The organism is Cellulosimicrobium sp. SH8, from assembly GCF_025818875.1.
GTDB classification, from domain to species: Bacteria; Actinomycetota; Actinomycetes; order Actinomycetales; family Cellulomonadaceae; genus Cellulosimicrobium; species Cellulosimicrobium cellulans_D.
In genome coordinates this window covers 70,608-87,688 of record NZ_JAMXMH010000006.1, presented here as the reverse complement: position 1 = coordinate 87,688, position 17,081 = coordinate 70,608, and the positions used below count along the sequence as shown (strand labels likewise).

Here is a 17,081-nt window from a genome sequence, read left to right as displayed (position 1 = left end):
TGCTCGCCGCGCACGGCCGGACACGGCAGGATGTGACGTATGAGCAGGTCCACGCGCTGGATCGTCGTGTCGGTGGTCCTCGCGCTCGTCGTGGTGCTTCTCGCGCCCTTCGTGTACTCGGAGGTGCGCGAGGGCCGCACCCCGCCGCCGCTGGGCCTGCAGTCGCCGGGGGAGTCGACGGCGTCGGCCGCGCCCGCCGTGCCCGGCCCGTTCGACGTCGACGGCGAGTGGGTCGTCGGTCCCGGCTCCGAGGCGGGCTTCCGCGCCGACGTCCTGGACGTCCCGGCGGACGAGGCCGTGCTCCTGGGCGTCACCCCGGACGTCACGGGGACGTTCCGGGTGCGGTCGGGATCGCTGCAGACCGCGACGGTGACGGTCGAGACGACGACGCTCCGGACCGGGTCCTCCGTCGCGGACCGCCAGCTCCAGCAGGCCCTCGAGACCGACCTCTACCCGACCACGCTCTTCTCGCTCACCTCGCCGCTCGACGTGAGCGAGTTGGCGTCCACGACGGCGCCGGTGCGCCTCGAGGCGTCGGGTGCGCTGACGATCCGCGACGAGACCGAGGCCGTGACGGTGGCGCTCGAGGCGCAGCGGTCCGGCGACGGCGTCCTCGCGACCGGCGCGATCGGCGTCCGCTTCTCCGACTTCGGCATCGCCGTGCCGCCCGTCGCGCCGGTCCAGGTGCGCGACGAGGGCACGGTCGAGGTGCGGCTCCAGCTCGTCCGGCCCGCGACCCCCTGAGGACCGCGGACGAGCCCGTGACCTAGGGTGGACGCGTGGACCACCCGACCGACCTGACGCCCGTCGCCCAGGACTACCTGAAGGTCGTCTGGGCTGCCCAGGAGTGGTCGGACGAGAGGGTGACGACCAAGCTCCTCGCCGAGCGCATCGGCGTCGGCGCCTCGACGGTGTCGGAGACCGTGCGCCGCCTCAGCGCCCAGGGCCTCCTCGAGCACGCGCCCTACGGGGCGATCACGCTCACCGAGCGCGGCCGCAGCCTCGCGCTCGCCATGGTGCGACGCCACCGCCTCCTCGAGACCTATCTCGTGTCCGAGCTCGGCTACGGCTGGGACGAGGTGCACGACGAGGCCGAGGTGCTCGAGCACGCGGTCTCCGACCTGCTCGTGGAGCGGATCGACGCGCGCCTCGGGCACCCGACGCGCGACCCGCACGGCGACCCGATCCCCGGTGCCGACGGGACCGTCGTCCGCCCGCCCGCCGTCCCGCTCGCGGACCTCGTCGTGGGAGACCGGGGGACCGTGGCGCGCATCTCGGACGCCGACCCGGACGTCCTGCGCTACCTCGCGGAGATCGGCGTCGGCCTCGACACGGGCGTGGAGGTGCGCGAGCGCCGCGAGTATGCCGGCATCCTCTCGGTCGTCTGGTCGCCGCCCGATCCGGTCGGGTCGGGCTCCGGTGCCGACGCCGCGCGCCCGACGCCGCCGGCGCAGCTCGGCCTGCGCGCCGCGGACCACGTGTGGGTCGTGCGCGCGGAACCCGTCTCCGCCTAGACTGGCCGCCTGCCCCCTGTTCTGTTCTCGTCGCCGACGTCGTCGACACCCCTCGAATCGATTCGATCGCTGACTCGGTCCGAGGCCGCCACCGCCGCCCTGCCCACGACGCCCGAGGACACGATGACCGACAGCACCGCCACGCCCGCGCCCCCGGTGGACGCACCCCCCGCGAGCACCGGACGCCTGCGCGGGGCCGGTCCCGCGCTCCTCGCGCTCGCCATGGGCGGCTTCACCATCGGCACGACCGAGTTCGCGACGATGGGCCTGCTCTCCGACATCGCGACCGACCTCGACGTCTCCATCCCCACGGCGGGCCACGCCATCACGGCCTACGCCGTCGGCGTCGTCGTCGGGGCCCCGCTGCTCACCGTCGTCGCGGCGCGCCTGCCGCGCAAGACGCTGCTCGTCGCCCTCATGGCGTTCTACACGCTCGGCAACCTGTTCTCCGCGACCGCGGGAAGCATCGAGACGCTCGTCGCCGGCCGGTTCCTCGCCGGACTTCCGCACGGCGCGTTCTTCGGCGTCGGGGCCGCGGTCGGCGCCGCCGTCGCGGGCCCCGGGCGCCGGGGACGCGCCGTCGCGACCATGATGGCCGGGCTGACCATCGCGAACGTCGTCGGCGTCCCGCTCTCGACGTTCGCGGGGCAGCAGCTCGGCTGGCGCGCCGCGTTCGTCGTGGTCGGCGCGCTCGGTCTCGTCACGCTCGCCGCCCTCTGGTGGCTGATCCCGGCCGGCGCGGGGAACGAGGACTCGAGCGTGCGCCGCGAGCTCGGCGCCCTGCGCAACGGACCGCTCTGGCTCGGGTTCGTCGGCGCCGCGGTCGGGTTCGGCGGCATGTTCGCCGTCTACTCCTACGTCGAGCCGACCATCACACGCGTCACCGGCCTCTCGTCCGCCGCGGTACCGCTCGTGCTCGCGATCTTCGGCGTCGGCATGACCGTCGGCACCGTCCTCGGCGGCCGGCTCGCCGACCGTTCCGTCATGCGCACCGTCTACCTCGGGTTCGTCTCCACCGGCGTGACGCTCGCGCTGTTCGCCCTCACGGGCGAGCACCCCGTGCCCGCCGTGCTGTCGCTCTTCCTGCTCGGCGTCACCTCCCAGGTCCTCGGCCTCGCGCTGCAGACGCGCCTCATGGACCTGTCGCCCGCCGCGCCCTCGCTCGGCGCGGCGCTGTGCCACTCCGCGCTCAACGTCGGCAACGCGAACGGCGCGTTCCTGGGCGGCCTCGTCATCGCCGCCGGCTGGGGCTACCTCGCCCCGGCCTGGACCGGCGTCGTGCTCACCGTCGCCGGCCTGGGGATCATCCTCCTCGTCGGTCGCCGCCCCGCCGGCGTCGTCGTCGCCACCCTGCCCGACGACGCGCGCTCGCCTGCCAGGGAAGCGGTCAGCCCGCCGAGGTAGGGACCTGGACCGGGGCTCTACCTCGGCAGACTCCCAGCAGGGACCCAGCGACGCGCGGTAGGTTGTGCCCTGCGCGCACCGCCGTGCGCCCCGTCACGTCCGGCGCGAGCCGGTGACCCACGAGGAGCGTCCCCGTGAGCAAGAGCGCCACCGCCGGTGCGAGCGTGTCCGCCGACCACGACGACGAGCCGCTGCCGTCGTCCGGTCCCCGCCCGATCAGCGTGCGCGCGATGGGCTGGTTGCTCGTCGTGGCCGGCGCGATCGGTCTGGCGGGCTCGGCGGCGCTGGCCATCGAGAAGTTCCTCAAGCTCGCGGACCCGAACCACGTGCCGTCGTGCAGCCTGAACGCGCTGCTGGACTGCGGCGACGCGATGGACTCCTGGCAGGGCTCGCTCCTCGGGTTCCCGAACCCGCTGCTGGGCATCGCGGCGTTCCCCGTCGTCATCACGACCGGCGTCGTGCTGCTCGCGGGCGCGCGGCTGCCGCGCTGGTACTGGCTCGCGCTGCTCGGCGGGACGACGCTCGGCATGGGCCTGATCGTCTTCCTCATCTGGACGACGATGTACGCGATCTCGGCGATGTGCCCCTACTGCATGGTCGTGTGGTTCGCCATGCTCCCGCTGTTCTGGTACCAGGTCGTGCACGCGGTCCAGGAGGGGTACCTGCCGGCGGGCGACGGCGTGCGTCGCGCCCTCGTGGGCAACCGGCACCTGTTCCTGGCGATCGGCTACGTCGCGCTCGTCGCGTGGATCCTGCTGGTCAAGGGCCCGATCATCATGACGCTGTTCTGACGCGCGCCGCGGTCCCGCGAGGGTCCGGCGGCACGCGCCGCCGCGGGCGTCAGCGCCAGGCCGGCTGGTCCGGCGCGGCGTCCTGCGGGTAGCCGTGTCCGCCCGCCTGCGGGGGAGCGGACGGCGCACCCTGGGCCTGGTGGGCGGACTGTGCCGTCGCGCCGGGCTGGCCCGCCGGGATCGGCGTGACGACGACGGCGGTGCCGTACGCGCACACCTCCGAGAACGACGCCGCGATCTCGCCCGTGTCGAAGCGCATGCCGACGACGGCGTTCCCGCCGCGGCGCTGCGCCTCCTGCACCATGCGGTGCATGACCTCCTGGCGGGACTCGTAGACGAGCTTCGTGTACTCCGTCACCTCGCCGCCGCCGATCGAGCGGAACGACGCGACGAAGTTCGCGCCGATGTTCGCGCTGCGCACGGTCATGCCCATCACCTCGCCGAGCACCGCGTCGATGCGGTAGCCGGGCACCTCGTTGGTCGTCACGATGATCACGGCGCACATCCTCGCACGGGTGGACGGGCCGCCGTCGGGCCTCCCGTCGGCCGGTAAACTCGGCCGGGTGACCACGCCTGACACGACCTCGATCCCGCACGCCCCGGACGCCCCCGCCGCGGGCGGCCCCGCCCACCGCTACACGCCGGCGCTCGCGGAGCAGATCGAGCTCAAGTGGCAGGAGCTCTGGGAGCAGCGCGGCACGTTCTTCGCCGCGAACCCCACGGGGGAGCTCACGGACGGCGACGGTCAGGGCCCCGAGGGTGCGAGCCCGTACTTCATCATGGACATGTTCCCGTACCCGTCGGGCGCGGGCCTGCACGTGGGGCACCCCCTCGGGTACATCGCGACGGACGTCGTCGGGCGCTTCCGGCGCATGCGCGGGGAGAACGTGCTGCACGCGCTCGGCTACGACGCGTTCGGCCTGCCCGCCGAGCAGTACGCGGTCCAGACGGGCCAGCACCCCCGCGTGACGACCGAGGCGAACATCGCGAACATGCGTCGGCAGCTGCGCCGCCTCGGCCTGGCGCACGACTCTCGCCGCACCTTCGCGACGATCGACCCCGACTACGTGCGCTGGACGCAGTGGATCTTCCTCCAGATCTTCGACTCCTGGTACGACGCGGACGCGCTGCGCCCCGACGGCGGGCGCGGCCGCGCTCGTCGCATCGCGGAGCTCGAGGCGGAGCTCGCGTCGGGCGCGCGCCCGGTGCCGGCCGGTGTCGAGGGCGTCGAGGAGGACACGGACTGGGCGACGCTCACGCCGGAGCAGCGCCGCGCCGTCGTCGACTCCCAGCGCCTCGCGTACGTGGACGAGTCGCCGGTGAACTGGGCCCCGGGCCTGGGCACCGTCCTCGCGAACGAGGAGGTCACGGCCGACGGCCGCTCCGAGCGCGGCAACTTCCCGGTGTTCCAGCGCAGCCTGCGCCAGTGGAAGATGCGCATCACGGCGTACGCCGACCGCCTCGCCGACGACCTCGACCTCATCGACTGGCCCGAGAAGGTCACGGCGATGCAGCGCAACTGGATCGGGCGCAGCGAGGGCGCGCTGGTGCGGTTCGCCGTGCTCGGCACGCCCGACGGCGCGAACGACGCCGCGGCGGAGTCCGGCGGCGAGATCGAGGTCTTCACGACGCGCCCCGACACGCTGTTCGGCGCGACGTTCATGGTCGTCTCGCCCGAGCACCCGCTGCTCGACGAGGTCCCGGCGCACTGGCCGGACGGCACGTCGAGCGCGTGGACCGGCGGGCACCGTTCGCCGGTCGAGGCGGTCGCCGCCTACCGTCGCGAGGCCGCGGCGAAGACGGCGGTCGAGCGCCAGGCCGACGCGGGCAAGAAGACGGGCGTGTTCACCGGGCACCTCGCGGTGAACCCGGTGAACGGGCAGACGATCCCGGTCTTCACCGCCGACTACGTGCTCATGGGCTACGGCACGGGCGCGATCATGGCGGTCCCTGGCGGAGACGAGCGCGACTTCGCGTTCGCCGAGGCGTTCGGGCTGCCGGTCGTGCGCACGGTGGAGCCCGAGGGCGGGCTCCCCGAGGACTTCACGGGCCCGTACACGGGCGACGGCGTCGCGATCGGGTCGTCGAACGACGAGGTGTCGCTCGACGGTCTCGACGTGACGGAGGCCAAGCGGCGCATCACGGAGTGGCTCGTCGGCAAGGGCCTCGGCGAGGGGACCACGACGTACCGTCTGCGCGACTGGCTGTTCAGCCGCCAGCGCTACTGGGGCGAGCCGTTCCCGATCGTCTGGGACGAGAACGACCAGCCCGTCGCGATCCCCGACGCGCTGCTGCCCGTCGACCTGCCGGACGTCCCGGACTACGCTCCGCGCACGTTCGACGCCGACGACGCGGACTCGTCGCCGGAGGCTCCCCTCGGCCGCAACGACGAGTGGGTCAACGTCACCCTCGACCTCGGCGACGGGCCCAAGCAGTACCGCCGCGACACCAACACCATGCCCAACTGGGCCGGGTCGTGCTGGTACTACCTGCGCTACCTCGACCCGCGGTGGGACGGCGGCGCGGACGACGTCGTCGTCGACGGGGGCCTCGAGCGCTACTGGATGGGCCCGGAGCACAACCCGAGCGCGGGCCGCGCCGGGGGAGTGGACCTGTACGTCGGCGGCGTCGAGCACGCCGTCCTGCACCTGCTCTACGCGCGCTTCTGGCACAAGGTCCTCTACGACCTGGGCCACGTGACGAGCGTCGAGCCGTTCCACAAGCTCTTCAACCAGGGCTACGTCCAGGCGTACGCGTTCACCGACGCGCGCGGCCAGTACGTCCCCGCCGCCGAGGTCACCGAGGAGCCCGCGTCCGACGGCTCGGGCGAGGTCCTGTACCGCTGGAACGGCGAGGTCGTGCAGCGCGAGTACGGCAAGATGGGCAAGTCGCTCAAGAACGTCGTGACGCCCGACGAGATGTACGCCGAGTACGGCGCCGACACGTTCCGCGTCTACGAGATGTCGATGGGTCCGCTCGACCTGTCGCGCCCGTGGGAGACGCGCGCCGTCGTCGGGTCGCAGCGGTTCCTGCAGCGGCTGTGGCGCAACGTCGTCTCGGAGGAGACCGGCGAGCTGACGGTCGTCGACGAGCCCGCCGACGCCGCGACCCTGCGCGCCGTGCACCGCGCCATCGCCGACGTGCGCGTCGAGATGGAGCACATGCGCCCCAACACGGCGATCGCGAAGCTCATCACGCTCAACAACCACCTCACGTCGCTCGACCGCGTGCCGCGCGAGGCCGTCGAGCCGCTCGTGCTCATGACGGCGCCCGTCGCGCCGCACATCGCCGAGGAGCTGTGGCAGCGCCTGGGCCACGAGCGCTCGCTCGCGCACGAGCCCTTCCCGACGGCCGAGGAGCGCTACCTCGTCGAGGACACCGTGACGTGCGTCGTCCAGGTGAAGGGCAAGGTGCGCGCGCGCCTGGAGGTGCCGCCGTCGATCATGGAGGAGGACCTCACCGCCGCCGCGCTCTCGGAGCCGAACGTCGTGCGAGCGATCGACGGCGCCGAGGTCCGCAAGGTCGTCGTCCGCGCCCCGAAGCTGGTCAACATCGTCGTCTGATTCCCCGACGCGGTTGTGGGCATGAAAGGGGCTCGGTTTCGACTCCGAAACCGGGCCCATTTCATGCCCACAACCGTGGGGTTGTCCACAGATCGTCAGCGAGGGCTGGTGGGGTTGCGCCGGCCCCGCGAGCCTGGCGCACATGACGAACAGATCGCCCGCCGCTGTGCCCTTTCGCGTCCGGGATCGGCAGGACACGCCCTCCCGCCGCCGATTTCGATCCGTGAAGCTGGTCTCGCCTCACCACGGCGTACGGGCCCCGGCCGGTCGGGACGACATCGTCGAGCGGTGTCGAGCTGCGGCGCTGGTCCTCGGCCCGGACGTCGCGTTCGGGCACGTCACGGCGCTCCGGCTGCTCGGCGTGGAGGTTCCGTGGCGGCTCGCGGACGACGACCGCGTGCACGTCGTGTCCCCCGGACGAGACGCCCGTCCGCAGCGCGGGGACGTCGTCGCGCACCATGCCGCGGGGAACGGTCTGCGCACGACGAACGTCGACGGGCTCCTCACGACGACGGCCCCGCAGACCTGGGTCCACCTCGCCCGCGTCCTGCGCCGCGACGAGCTCGTGGTCCTCGCTGACGCGATGACGCGGCGCCAGGCGCCCGTGACCGACGTCGGCTCCCTGCGCGAGATCGCCCGCACGACGCGCAAGGCGAAGGGGATCGTCGCGTGCCGGGAGGCGCTCGACCTCATCAGGCCGAGGACGGACTCCACGATGGAGAGCCGGACCCGGCTCCTCCTGGTCCAGTCGGGGCTTCCGTGCCCGGAGGTGAACCGCCCGGTCCACGACGACGTCGGGCGGTTCGTCGCGCTGCCCGACCTGTCCTACCCACGGCTCCGCATCGCCATCGAGTACGACGGCGACGTCCACCGCACCGACCCGGCCACCTGGCGCCGCGACATCCGACGCAAGCAGGCGTTGGAGGCTCTCGGCTGGCGTGTGCTCGTCGTGACGGCGGACGACGTCCTGCGCTTCCCGGACGACCTCGTCGCCCGGGTGGCGGAGGCCCGCCGCCAGGCCCTGACCGCCCGGGGACGGTTGCGGGCATGAGATGGGCCGGGTTTCGGGGTCCACATCGGGCCCATTTCACGCCCACAACGGCTGGGGTCAGCGGCGGCGGGTGCCGAAGATGGTGCGGGTGAGCTCGCGGCCGAGCTGGGTGCCGGCGGAGCGGAGGAACGAGTCGAGCGGGCTCGACGACCGCGACGACCCGCTCGACCCCGAGCGGGGCTTGGCCGCGTCGCGCTCGAGCTTCGCGCGCATCTTCTCCAGCTCTGCCTGCTCCTTCTTGGCCGCGCGCTCGGCCTCCTGGGCGGCCTCCTTCGCCGCTTTCTCCTGCGCTGCGGCCTCGACCTCCGCCGCCTCGGCGGCGGCGCGGGCCGCGGCCTGCTCCTGCACCCTGACCTGCAGGAGCTCGAAGGCGGACTCGTTGTCGACCGCCGTGCCGTAGCGCGCGAACCCGGGCGACGCGGCCACGACCCCGTCGAGCACGGTCGCGGGTGCCGGCTCCATCGACGACTGCGGTGCGCGCACGCGGGTCCAGGCGACGGGGGTCGGCGCGCCCTTCTCCGTGAGCACCGTGACGACGGCCTCACCGGTCCCGAGCGACTGCAGGAGCCGCTCCAGGTCATAGGGGGACGTCGGGTAGGTGCGTACGGCCGCGCGGAGGGCAGCGGCGTCGTCGGGGGTGAACGCGCGCAACGCGTGCTGGACGCGGTTGCCGAGCTGGGCGAGCACGTCGGCGGGGACGTCCTTGGGGCTCTGCGTCACGAAGAACACGCCGACGCCCTTCGACCGCACGAGCCGCACCGTCTGCACGACCTGCTGGAGGAACTCCTTCGACGCGCCCGTGAACAGCAGGTGCGCCTCGTCGAAGAAGAACACGAGCCGCGGCTTCTCGGCGTCCCCGACCTCGGGCAGCTCCTGGAACAGGTCGGCGAGCAGCCACATGAGGAACGTCGAGAACAGCGCGGGGCGGTCCTGCACGGCGGGCAGCTCGAGCGCGGAGATCACGCCGCGGCCGTCGGGGGCGGTGCGCAGCAGGTCCGACGTCGCGAACGCGGGCTCGCCGAAGAACACGTCCGCACCCTGCGCCTGGAGCGCGACGATCTCGCGCAGGATCACGCCCGCGGTCGCGCTCGACACCCCGCCGATGCCCTTGAGCTCCGCCTTGCCCTCGTCCGACGTGAGGTAGGCGATCGTCGCCTGCAGGTCCTTGAGGTCGAGCAGCGCGAGCCCCTGGGAGTCGGCCCAGTGGAAGATCAGCCCGAGGCTCGACTCCTGCGTCTCGTTGAGCCCGAGCACCTTCGAGAGCAGCAACGGGCCGAAGTCCGTGACGGTCGTGCGGATCGGCACGCCGGCCCCGAGACCACCGAGCGAGTAGAACTCGACGGGGAAGGTCGTCGGGCTCCAGTCCTGCCCGATCGACGCGGAGCGCTCCACGATCTTCTCGTTCGACTCGCCGGGCACGGCGAGCCCGGACAGGTCCCCCTTGACGTCCGCGAGGAACACGGGCACGCCCGCGGCCGACAGCCCCTCCGCCATGCCCTGCAGCGTCTTCGTCTTGCCGGTCCCGGTCGCGCCCGCGACGAGCCCGTGCCGGTTGAGCATGCTCAGCGCGAACCCCACCTGCACCTCGGCGCGCGGCGTCGGCTCGGCGCCCGGCTCGCCCTCGAGCAGCGCGCCGAGCGCGAGCGTCCCGCCTCGGTAGGCGTAGCCTGCGGCCACCTCGGCGGCGTAGCCCTCGACCGGCCCGGTGCCCGACGGCGCAGCCTCCTCGGCGGGTGCGTCCGCTTCCGCGCTCGGTGCGGTGCCCGACGGCGCCGCGTCCTCCCGAGCGGCGGCCTCGGCTGCCTCGAGGGCTGCTTGCGCGGCGCGGGCCTTGGCCTCGGCGGCCTCCGCGGCCGCCTGTGCGGCCGCCGCGCGCAGGGCGGCGAGCTCGGTCGGGGACTGTGCGGCGTCGTCGGCCATGCTCGGATCGTAGGGGCGGTACCGCGCAGGCGCAGCCGGGCCGGGATGCGGCACGTCCCGCGCGCGCCGTAAGGTGGCGCGGCCATGACCGACCACCACGTGCACGTCGTCACCGACTCGACGGCCTCCCTTCCGCCCGTCCGCGACGAGCGGCTCCGCTCCGTCCCGTTGCACGTGATCGTTGACGACGAGTCCTCGCTCGAGGGGGTGGGCCTCACCGCCGAGGACGTGGCGGCGCACCTCCAGGCCGGTCGCCGGGTCACGACCTCGCAGCCGACGCCGCGCGCGTTCGCCGAGGCGTACGCCGCGGCCGCCGCCGCGGGCGCGAGGGAGATCGTCTCCGTCCACCTCTCGGGCGCGCTGTCGGGCACGGTGCACGCGGCCGCGCTCGCGGCGGCGGACGCGCCGGTCCCGGTGCGGGTCGTGGACTCTCGGACCGTCGCGATGGGGCTGGGGTTCGCGGCGCAGGCCGCCGCCCGGGCCGCGGCGGCGGGGGAGAGCACGGACGTCGTCGCCCGGCGCGCCATCGAGGTCGCCGACGCGAGCCGCGCCGTGTTCCTCGTCGACTCGCTCGACCACCTCCGTCGTGGCGGACGCCTCAGTGCCGCGTCGGCGGCGCTGGGGACGGTGCTCGGCGTGCGGCCGCTGCTGGCCGTCCGGGACGGGAAGATCGAGGTCGTGCAGAAGGTCCGGACCAAGGCCGCCGCGGTCGAGCGCCTGACGACGGTCGCCGTGGAGTCCGTCGCGCGCCGCGCGCGGCCGGCACTCGCGGTCCACCACGTCGGGGACGACGCCGGGGCGCACCGGCTCGCGTCCGAGCTGACCACCCGCACGGGCCTCGACGTCGTGGTGACCCCGGTGAGCGCCGTGCTGGGTGCCCACGTCGGGCCGGGCGTGCTGGCGGTCGTCGTCGCGGAGCTCGCGGACCGCGGCTCGGGCGTCGAGGACCGTTCGACCACGCGCTGAGAGACCCACCGGCCCCGTCTCCCGGCGGAGCCCTGCGGGTCGTGGCCGTGCACAGGACCGTCCGCGGACGGTCCCGTCCACAGGAACGCTCGCCGTCGGGTCCCGCCCCGCCCGAACTCCGTACGGTCGCGGCGTGAGCACCCCACGACCCGAGCCGCGTCAGCACGCCCGTCCCGGTCGCGACCCCGCCCGGGAGGGAGCGGTCGTCCGGCAGCGTCTGCGCGCCGTGACCGGGACCGGCCGGCCCGCGCTCGCGTGGCACCCGGCGACCGCGGCCCTCCCGCAGGGAGGGCCGCCCGACGACCCCGACGTCGGTCCGTGGCCGGGCGGTCTCAGGCCGTCGGCGCTCGGCCCCGGCGACGGCGCGGGACCCGCGCCCGGCGGAGAGGCTCCCGCTCTCCCGGGAGTGCCGGTCGCGCCGGACGGCGCTGAGCGACACGGACGCGGTCGGGCGCGGGGCTCGGTCGACCGGGCGGCCGGTTGGCTCCCGCCGCGTCCCGACGTGGACGAGGGCCGGGGTGTCGACCTCGCGGGAGAACCCGGGACGGGGGACGACGAGCCCACCGCGTTCGAGGGCGCGGACGCCGAGTCGGTCGACCGCCTGCGGTCCCGCGCCGCACAGACCGCGTCGACGGCGTACACGGCGGCGTACGGGCACCCCACGTCGCACGCAGGGTTCGCCGGGCTCGGCGAGGAGGGGCGGCGCCGGTGGGCGCTGCGGCCCCGGGTTGCCGTGGCGGCGCTGGTCGTCGTGCTCCTCCTCGCCGCCGCGGTCGTGCTGGTCCGGAACCCGGCCGGTGGCGTCACCCCCGTCGCGTCCCTCGACGCCGCGCCCACGGCGGGCGCGGCGACGGGACCCGACGCGGAACCCGCGAGATCGTCGGACGCCGACGAGGCGGTGGGTGGTGCCGCGAGGGAGGCGGCCGGCGCCGACGACGTGGGTGCGAGCACCGGGGCCGACGGCGTGCCGTCGGACGGGGTGGTCGTGCACGTCGTGGGTCAGGTGGTCACCCCGGGTCTCGTGACCGTCGCCGCCGACGCACGCGTCGCGGACGCCCTCGATGCCGCCGGCGGGGCGACCGCCGACGCCGACCTCGCCGCGCTGAACCTCGCCCGGACGGTGACCGACGGCGAGCAGATCGTCGTCCCGCGCCCCGGCGAGGCGGTGCCGGCCACGGGACCGGCACCGCCGGCGGCCGGGACCGCTGCGGACGGCACGGTCGACCTCAACACGGCCGACGCCGCGGCGCTCGACGCGCTGCCGGGGATCGGGCCCGTGCTCGCCGAGCGCATCGTCGCGTGGCGGGAGGAGAACGGTCCGTTCACGACGGTCGACGAGCTCGGCGAGGTGAGCGGGATCGGGCCCGCCGTGCTCGCGGACGTGCGCGACCTCGTCCGCGTGTGACCGACCTGCGGCTCGTCCCGGCGGCGCTCGCGGCCTGGGGGACGGCGTTCCTCGCGCTCGGCACGACGCCGACGGCGGCCCTGCGCGGCGCGTCGCTCGCCGTCGTGCTGCTCGGCGTCGTGCTGCTGGGCGTCGTGCTCGGGGCACTGCTGCTCGGAGGGCGCGGACGGCGCGGCGGCGCCGCGGCGCGAAGACGTTCGACAAGTGATGGGACGAGCCGTCGTGGTCTGGTCGCACGCGGGGTGGGCCAGGCCGCCCTCGTGCTGGCCTGCGCGGCGGCGGTCCTCCTGTCCGCGGGTGCGCAGCTCGCCGACCGGGCGACGCTCGCCGACCTGGCAGGCAAGGGCGCGACGGCGACGGTCACCGCGACCGTGCGCTCCGCCGTCGTGCCGCGGACGAACCCGTGGTCGGGCGCCGCCGACCGTCACGAGGTGCGCGTCTCCCTGCGCGAGCTCACCGCGCGCGGCGTGACGACCGCGGCGGCGGGCACGGTCGTCGTCACGGGGAGCGGCGACGGCTGGGACGACCTCGCGTACGGGGCCGCCGTCGTGGCGACGGGCCGGCTCGTCGTCCAGGGTGACCGGACGATGCTCCGGACGGAGGGGGCGCCGCGCACCGTCGAGCCGGCGGGTCCGTTCCTGCGCGGCGTGCACGCCATGCGGCGGGGGCTCCTCGACGCGACGGACGGTCTGAGTCCGCAGGCGCGCGGGCTCGTCCCGGGTGTGGCGGTCGGCGACACCTCGCGGCTCGACCCCGCGCTGGACGAGGCGATGCGGACGACGTCGCTCACGCACGTCACGGCCGTGTCCGGCGGGCACTTCGCGATCGTCGTGACCTGCGTCGCCGGGCTGTGCGTCCTCGCCCGTGCGCCCCGCTGGGCGCGCGTGGTCGTCACCGGGACGGCCATGGCGGGCTTCGTCGTGCTCGTCCACCCCGAGCCCAGCGTCCTGCGGGCGGCGGCGATGGGCGCCGTCGGGGTGGTCGGCATCGCGCTCGGCAGGCCGTCGCGCGCCGTCGCCGCGCTCGCGGCGGGCGTCGTCGTGCTGCTCGTCCTCGACCCCGGGCTCGCCCGCTCGTACGGGTTCGTGCTCTCCGTCGCGGCGACGGCCGGGCTCGCGCTCCTCACGACGCCTCTCGCCCGCCGGATGGCGCCGTGGTGCGGGCGCACCGTCGCGCACGTGGTCGCGGTGCCCGTCGCCGCCCAGGCCGCGTGCGCCCCGGTGCTCGTCCTGCTCGACCCGAGCGTGAGCGCGTGGTCCGTCCCCGCCAACCTGCTCGCGGCCCCGGCGCTCGGACCCGCGACCGTCCTGGGGGTCCTCGCGACCCTCGTCGCGCCGTGGTGGCCCGGCGCGGCGACGGCGCTCGGGTGGGCCGCGGGGATGTTCACGGGGTGGATCGCGGGCGTCGCGGAGGCGTTCGCGGGCCTGCCGGGCGCGCGGCTGCCCTGGGCCGGGGGCGTCGGCGGGCTGGTCCTGCTGGCGCTCGCGACCGTGGTGGTGCTCACCGTCGTGCTCCGATCGCGCGCGCTGCGCGAGGCCGGGGAGCGCCGCGTCGTCCGACGCGCGACGTCGCCACCCCTGCGCGACCGCGTCGTCCGGAGGGTCCGCGCCGCCCGGCGGCGGATGTCGGGCGAGCGCGGACGCCCGCCGTGGCCGGGCGGGGCGCCGAGACGCCCTCGTCGGACACCAGGGCAGGTCGTCGGCGCCGGGCTCGCCGTGGTGGTGCTCGCCGTACTCGTCGTCGTGCTCGTGCGCCCGCTCGTCGTGACGGCCGGGTCGGTGCCGCAGGACTGGGCCGTGGTCGCGTGCGACGTCGGACAGGGTGACGCCCTCGTGCTGCGCTCCGGGCCCCGGTCGGCGGTCGTCGTCGACGTGGGGCCACCGGGGACCGCGGCGGGCGGCTGCCTCGACCGGCTCGGCGTCGACCGGGTCGACCTGCTCGTCCTCAGCCACTTCCACGCCGACCACGTGGGCGGTCTCGACGCCGTCCTCCGCGGCCGGACGGTCGAGCGCGCCCTCGTGACCGCCACGACGGATCCTCCGGAGCAGGCCGAGCGGGCGCTCGCCACGCTCGCGGAGGCGGGCGTCCCGGTCCAGGTGGCGACGGCAGGCACCGTCGGCAGCGAGGGCGGTGACGGCACCGCCGCCGGCGTCGGGTGGGAGGTGCTCCAGGCCGGGGTGGGCGGCGGACCGTCGGGCGCCGGGCCAGGACCGGGCGCGTCGTCCGCCGCGTCCGGTGCCGCGTCACCGGACGCGGCCGCCACGGAGTCCGACGGCGGCGCGAACGACGCGAGCGTGGCGCTCCTCCTGCACGTGGCGGGGATGGACGTCGTCGCGCTCGGCGACCTCGAGGACGCCGGCCAGTCAGCCCTCGCGCGGACCCTCGCGCAGCGCGGCTCCGGGCCGGTCGACGTCGTCAAGGTCGCGCACCACGGCTCGGCGACGCAGTCCGACCGCCTCGCCGGGCTGCTCTCCCCGACGGTCGCGCTCGTCAGCTCGGGGGAGAACACCTACGGGCACCCGACCGACCGGGCACTCGACCTCTACCGGGGCGTCGGCGCGACGGTGCTGCGGACCGACACCTGCGGGACGTTCGCGCTCGTCGTGCGCGACGGCGTCCTCGCCGCCGCGGGCTGCGCCTGACGCGGGCGCCTGACGCGGCACGCGCGTCCCGGCGACGGAAGCTTCCCGCCGGGGCTGCCGTGGACGCTCCCCAGGGCCGTCCGAGGAGCCAGGCCGCGTCGGTGTGCACACGCGGTGGGTGGCTCGTGGGAGGCTGGTGCCATGCCCGCGCCGACCCGCACCGCCCGCCCGTCCGCCGGCCCGTCGCTCGCGTGGGACGACGTCAGGATCGCGCCGGTCGTGCTGGTGCAGGGCCCCGAGTCGCTCCTGGCCGAGCGGGCCGTGGACGCGATCGTCGGGCTCGCGCGCGAGCGGGACCCCGAGGTCGAGAAGGTCACGATGGAGGGCGCCACGTACCAGTCGGGGATGCTCACCGTCGCGGCGAGCCCGTCGTTGTTCGGCGAGGCGAAGGTCGTCGTGGTCGAGGGCGCGGAGGCGGCGACGGACGCGCTCGTCGCCGACGTCGTGGACTACGTCCCGACCGCGGACCCGGAGACGACCGTCGTCGTCGTGCACGGGGGCGGGGTGCGGGGCAAGCGCATGCTCGACGCGATCAAGGCGAGCGGGGCCCCCGTGGTCGCCGTCGAGGCGATCAAGAAGGACTCGGACAAGACGGCTTTCGTCACCGCCGAGTTCCGCCGCGCCCGCCGACGCATCGACGCGTCGGGGGTGCGCGCCCTCGTCGAGGCGGTCGGCAACGACCTCCGCGAGCTCGCGGCGGCCTGCAGCCAGCTCGTCACGGACACGGACGGGACCGTGAGCGAGGCCGTCGTGGACCGGTACTACGGAGGCCGGGTCGAGGCGACCGGGTTCCGCGTCGCCGACGCCGCCGTCGCCGGGAACGCGGGGGAGGCCGTCGCGCTCCTGCGGCACGCGCTCGCCACCGGCGCGGACCCGGTGCCCCTCGTCGCGGCGCTCGCGATGAAGCTCCGTGCGCTCGCGAAGGTCGGCGCCATGCGCGGCCGCGGCGGGGTCGCGGCCAAGGACCTCGGCCTCGCCCCCTGGCAGGTCGACCGGGCGCGCCGCGAGCTCGCGGGCTGGACCCCGGAAGGGCTCGCCACGGCGATCAGCGCCGTCGCGCAGGCCGACGCCGAGGTCAAGGGCGCGGGGCGGGACCCGGTGTTCGCCGTCGAGCGTGCGGTCCTCACGATCGCCCGAGCCCACGGTCGCTGAGCGCGCTTGACGTCTGCGGGCTTCAGCGGCGGTCCACGGTTCTCCGTCGCCGGTCCACGGCTCTACCTCGACGGACGAGGACGTTCTCCCGCCGCACGCACGGAGGGGCGCCGACCCGTGCGGGTCGGCGCCCCTCCGTGGGAAGCCTGTGCGGCCGTCGTGACGTTCAGCGTGTCACGGCGACGCGGGCGAACCGTGCGCTCAGAGAGCGTTGACGGCCTTCGCGATGGCCGACTTGCGGTTCGCGGCCTGGTTCGCGTGGATGACGCCCTTCGAGACGGCCTTGTCGAGCTTGCGCGACGCAGCCTGGAGCGCGGTGTTCGCCGCGTCCTTGTCGCCCGCGGCGACGGCCTCGCGCACGCGGCGCACGTACGTCTTGAGCTCGGACTTGACCGCCTTGTTGCGCAGGCGAGCCTTCTCGTTCGTACGGATGCGCTTGATCTGGGACTTGATGTTTGCCACGTGTGGACTCTCTGGTTCTGTTCGCCGGAGCGAGCGGATAGGTCGTAGAGGGCGGCTCCAGCTCCGGGACTGGGGTGGGGAACCCGTGGAGAGGTGCTGGGGCTGTGCCCGCCGACCTGGGCGGACACGCGACCACCAAGACTACCAGCGGTCGTGGCCCGAACTCCAATCCGCCCCCAGTCCCGGCCGGACCGTGCCGTGAGGTCGGCGC

General features: G+C 75.0%; 13 protein-coding genes. 10 read left to right on the top strand and 3 right to left on the bottom strand.

Features of this window, described 5'->3' with window-relative positions; all coding sequences use genetic code 11:
• Positions 1–39 precede the first annotated feature (39 nt).
• From NF338_RS09910 to NF338_RS09895, 4 genes are all read left to right on the top strand, one after another.
• Positions 40–744: a YceI family protein gene (locus NF338_RS09910; RefSeq protein WP_264030612.1), complete on the top strand. Its 705-nt coding sequence runs from the start codon at positions 40–42 to the stop codon at positions 742–744.
• A gap of 35 nt (positions 745–779) precedes the next feature.
• On the top strand, positions 780–1,514 hold the full coding sequence (locus NF338_RS09905) for a metal-dependent transcriptional regulator (protein WP_264030611.1): 735 nt from the start codon (positions 780–782) through the stop codon (positions 1,512–1,514).
• A 123-nt stretch (positions 1,515–1,637) separates the two neighbouring features.
• Entirely contained in the window at positions 1,638–2,918 is a 1,281-nt protein-coding gene (locus NF338_RS09900) for an MFS transporter (RefSeq protein WP_264030610.1), read from the top strand.
• Between the two features lie 134 nt (positions 2,919–3,052).
• Positions 3,053–3,709, top strand: a complete 657-nt coding sequence (locus NF338_RS09895) for a vitamin K epoxide reductase family protein (RefSeq protein ID WP_264030609.1) — start codon at positions 3,053–3,055, stop codon at positions 3,707–3,709.
• Positions 3,710–3,758: 49 nt separating this feature from the next.
• Here NF338_RS09895 and NF338_RS09890 read toward each other — a convergent pair whose 3' ends face one another.
• Positions 3,759–4,205, bottom strand: a complete 447-nt coding sequence (locus NF338_RS09890) for a YbjQ family protein (protein ID WP_264030608.1) — start codon at positions 4,203–4,205, stop codon at positions 3,759–3,761.
• Between the two features lie 67 nt (positions 4,206–4,272).
• Here NF338_RS09890 and leuS point away from each other — a divergent pair, with 67 nt between their 5' ends.
• Both leuS and NF338_RS09880 read left to right on the top strand, forming a co-directional pair.
• On the top strand, positions 4,273–7,272 hold the full coding sequence (leuS, locus tag NF338_RS09885; protein ID WP_412846537.1) for a leucine--tRNA ligase: 3,000 nt from the start codon (positions 4,273–4,275) through the stop codon (positions 7,270–7,272).
• A 223-nt stretch (positions 7,273–7,495) separates the two neighbouring features.
• Positions 7,496–8,323 (top strand): endonuclease domain-containing protein, encoded by an 828-nt coding sequence (locus NF338_RS09880; RefSeq protein WP_264030607.1) that lies wholly within the window; start codon positions 7,496–7,498, stop codon positions 8,321–8,323.
• Between the two features lie 57 nt (positions 8,324–8,380).
• Here the strand turns inward: NF338_RS09880 and NF338_RS09875 are convergent, their stop codons facing one another.
• On the bottom strand, positions 8,381–10,243 hold the full coding sequence (locus tag NF338_RS09875) for a DUF853 domain-containing protein (protein ID WP_264030606.1): 1,863 nt from the start codon (positions 10,241–10,243) through the stop codon (positions 8,381–8,383).
• Positions 10,244–10,327: 84 nt separating this feature from the next.
• Between NF338_RS09875 and NF338_RS09870 the strand changes: the two genes are divergently transcribed.
• From NF338_RS09870 to holA, 4 genes are all read left to right on the top strand, one after another.
• Positions 10,328–11,209 carry a DegV family protein gene (locus tag NF338_RS09870; protein ID WP_264030605.1) on the top strand — a complete coding sequence of 294 codons (882 nt, stop codon included), beginning with the start codon at positions 10,328–10,330 and terminating at the stop codon, positions 11,207–11,209.
• 133 nt (positions 11,210–11,342) lie between these two features.
• Positions 11,343–12,614, top strand: coding sequence for a ComEA family DNA-binding protein (locus tag NF338_RS09865; RefSeq protein ID WP_264030604.1), 1,272 nt, complete (start codon positions 11,343–11,345; stop codon positions 12,612–12,614).
• The gene (locus NF338_RS09860) at positions 12,611–15,256 is read left to right on the top strand and encodes a ComEC/Rec2 family competence protein (RefSeq protein ID WP_264030603.1); all 2,646 of its coding nucleotides are present in this window, start codon (positions 12,611–12,613) and stop codon (positions 15,254–15,256) included. Before NF338_RS09865 ends, NF338_RS09860 begins: the two co-directional genes overlap by 4 nt.
• 141 nt (positions 15,257–15,397) lie before the next feature.
• Positions 15,398–16,408: a DNA polymerase III subunit delta gene (gene holA / locus NF338_RS09855; RefSeq protein WP_264030602.1), complete on the top strand. Its 1,011-nt coding sequence runs from the start codon at positions 15,398–15,400 to the stop codon at positions 16,406–16,408.
• Positions 16,409–16,609: 201 nt separating this feature from the next.
• Here holA and rpsT read toward each other — a convergent pair whose 3' ends face one another.
• Entirely contained in the window at positions 16,610–16,870 is a 261-nt protein-coding gene (gene rpsT, locus NF338_RS09850) for a 30S ribosomal protein S20 (protein WP_087469296.1), read from the bottom strand.
• Positions 16,871–17,081: the final 211 nt, after the last annotated feature.

What these genes read in the sequence shown, in the direction of transcription:
- NF338_RS09870 (WP_264030605.1), top strand. Translation starts at nt 10,328, where the DNA reads ATGACCGACCACCACGTGCACGTCGTCACCGACTCGACGGCCTCCCTT.
- NF338_RS09900 (WP_264030610.1), top strand. Translation starts at nt 1,638, where the DNA reads ATGACCGACAGCACCGCCACGCCCGCGCCCCCGGTGGACGCACCCCCC.
- NF338_RS09875 (WP_264030606.1), bottom strand. Translation starts at nt 10,243, where the DNA reads ATGGCCGACGACGCCGCACAGTCCCCGACCGAGCTCGCCGCCCTGCGC.
- NF338_RS09910 (WP_264030612.1), top strand. Translation starts at nt 40, where the DNA reads ATGAGCAGGTCCACGCGCTGGATCGTCGTGTCGGTGGTCCTCGCGCTC.
- holA (WP_264030602.1), top strand. Translation starts at nt 15,398, where the DNA reads ATGCCCGCGCCGACCCGCACCGCCCGCCCGTCCGCCGGCCCGTCGCTC.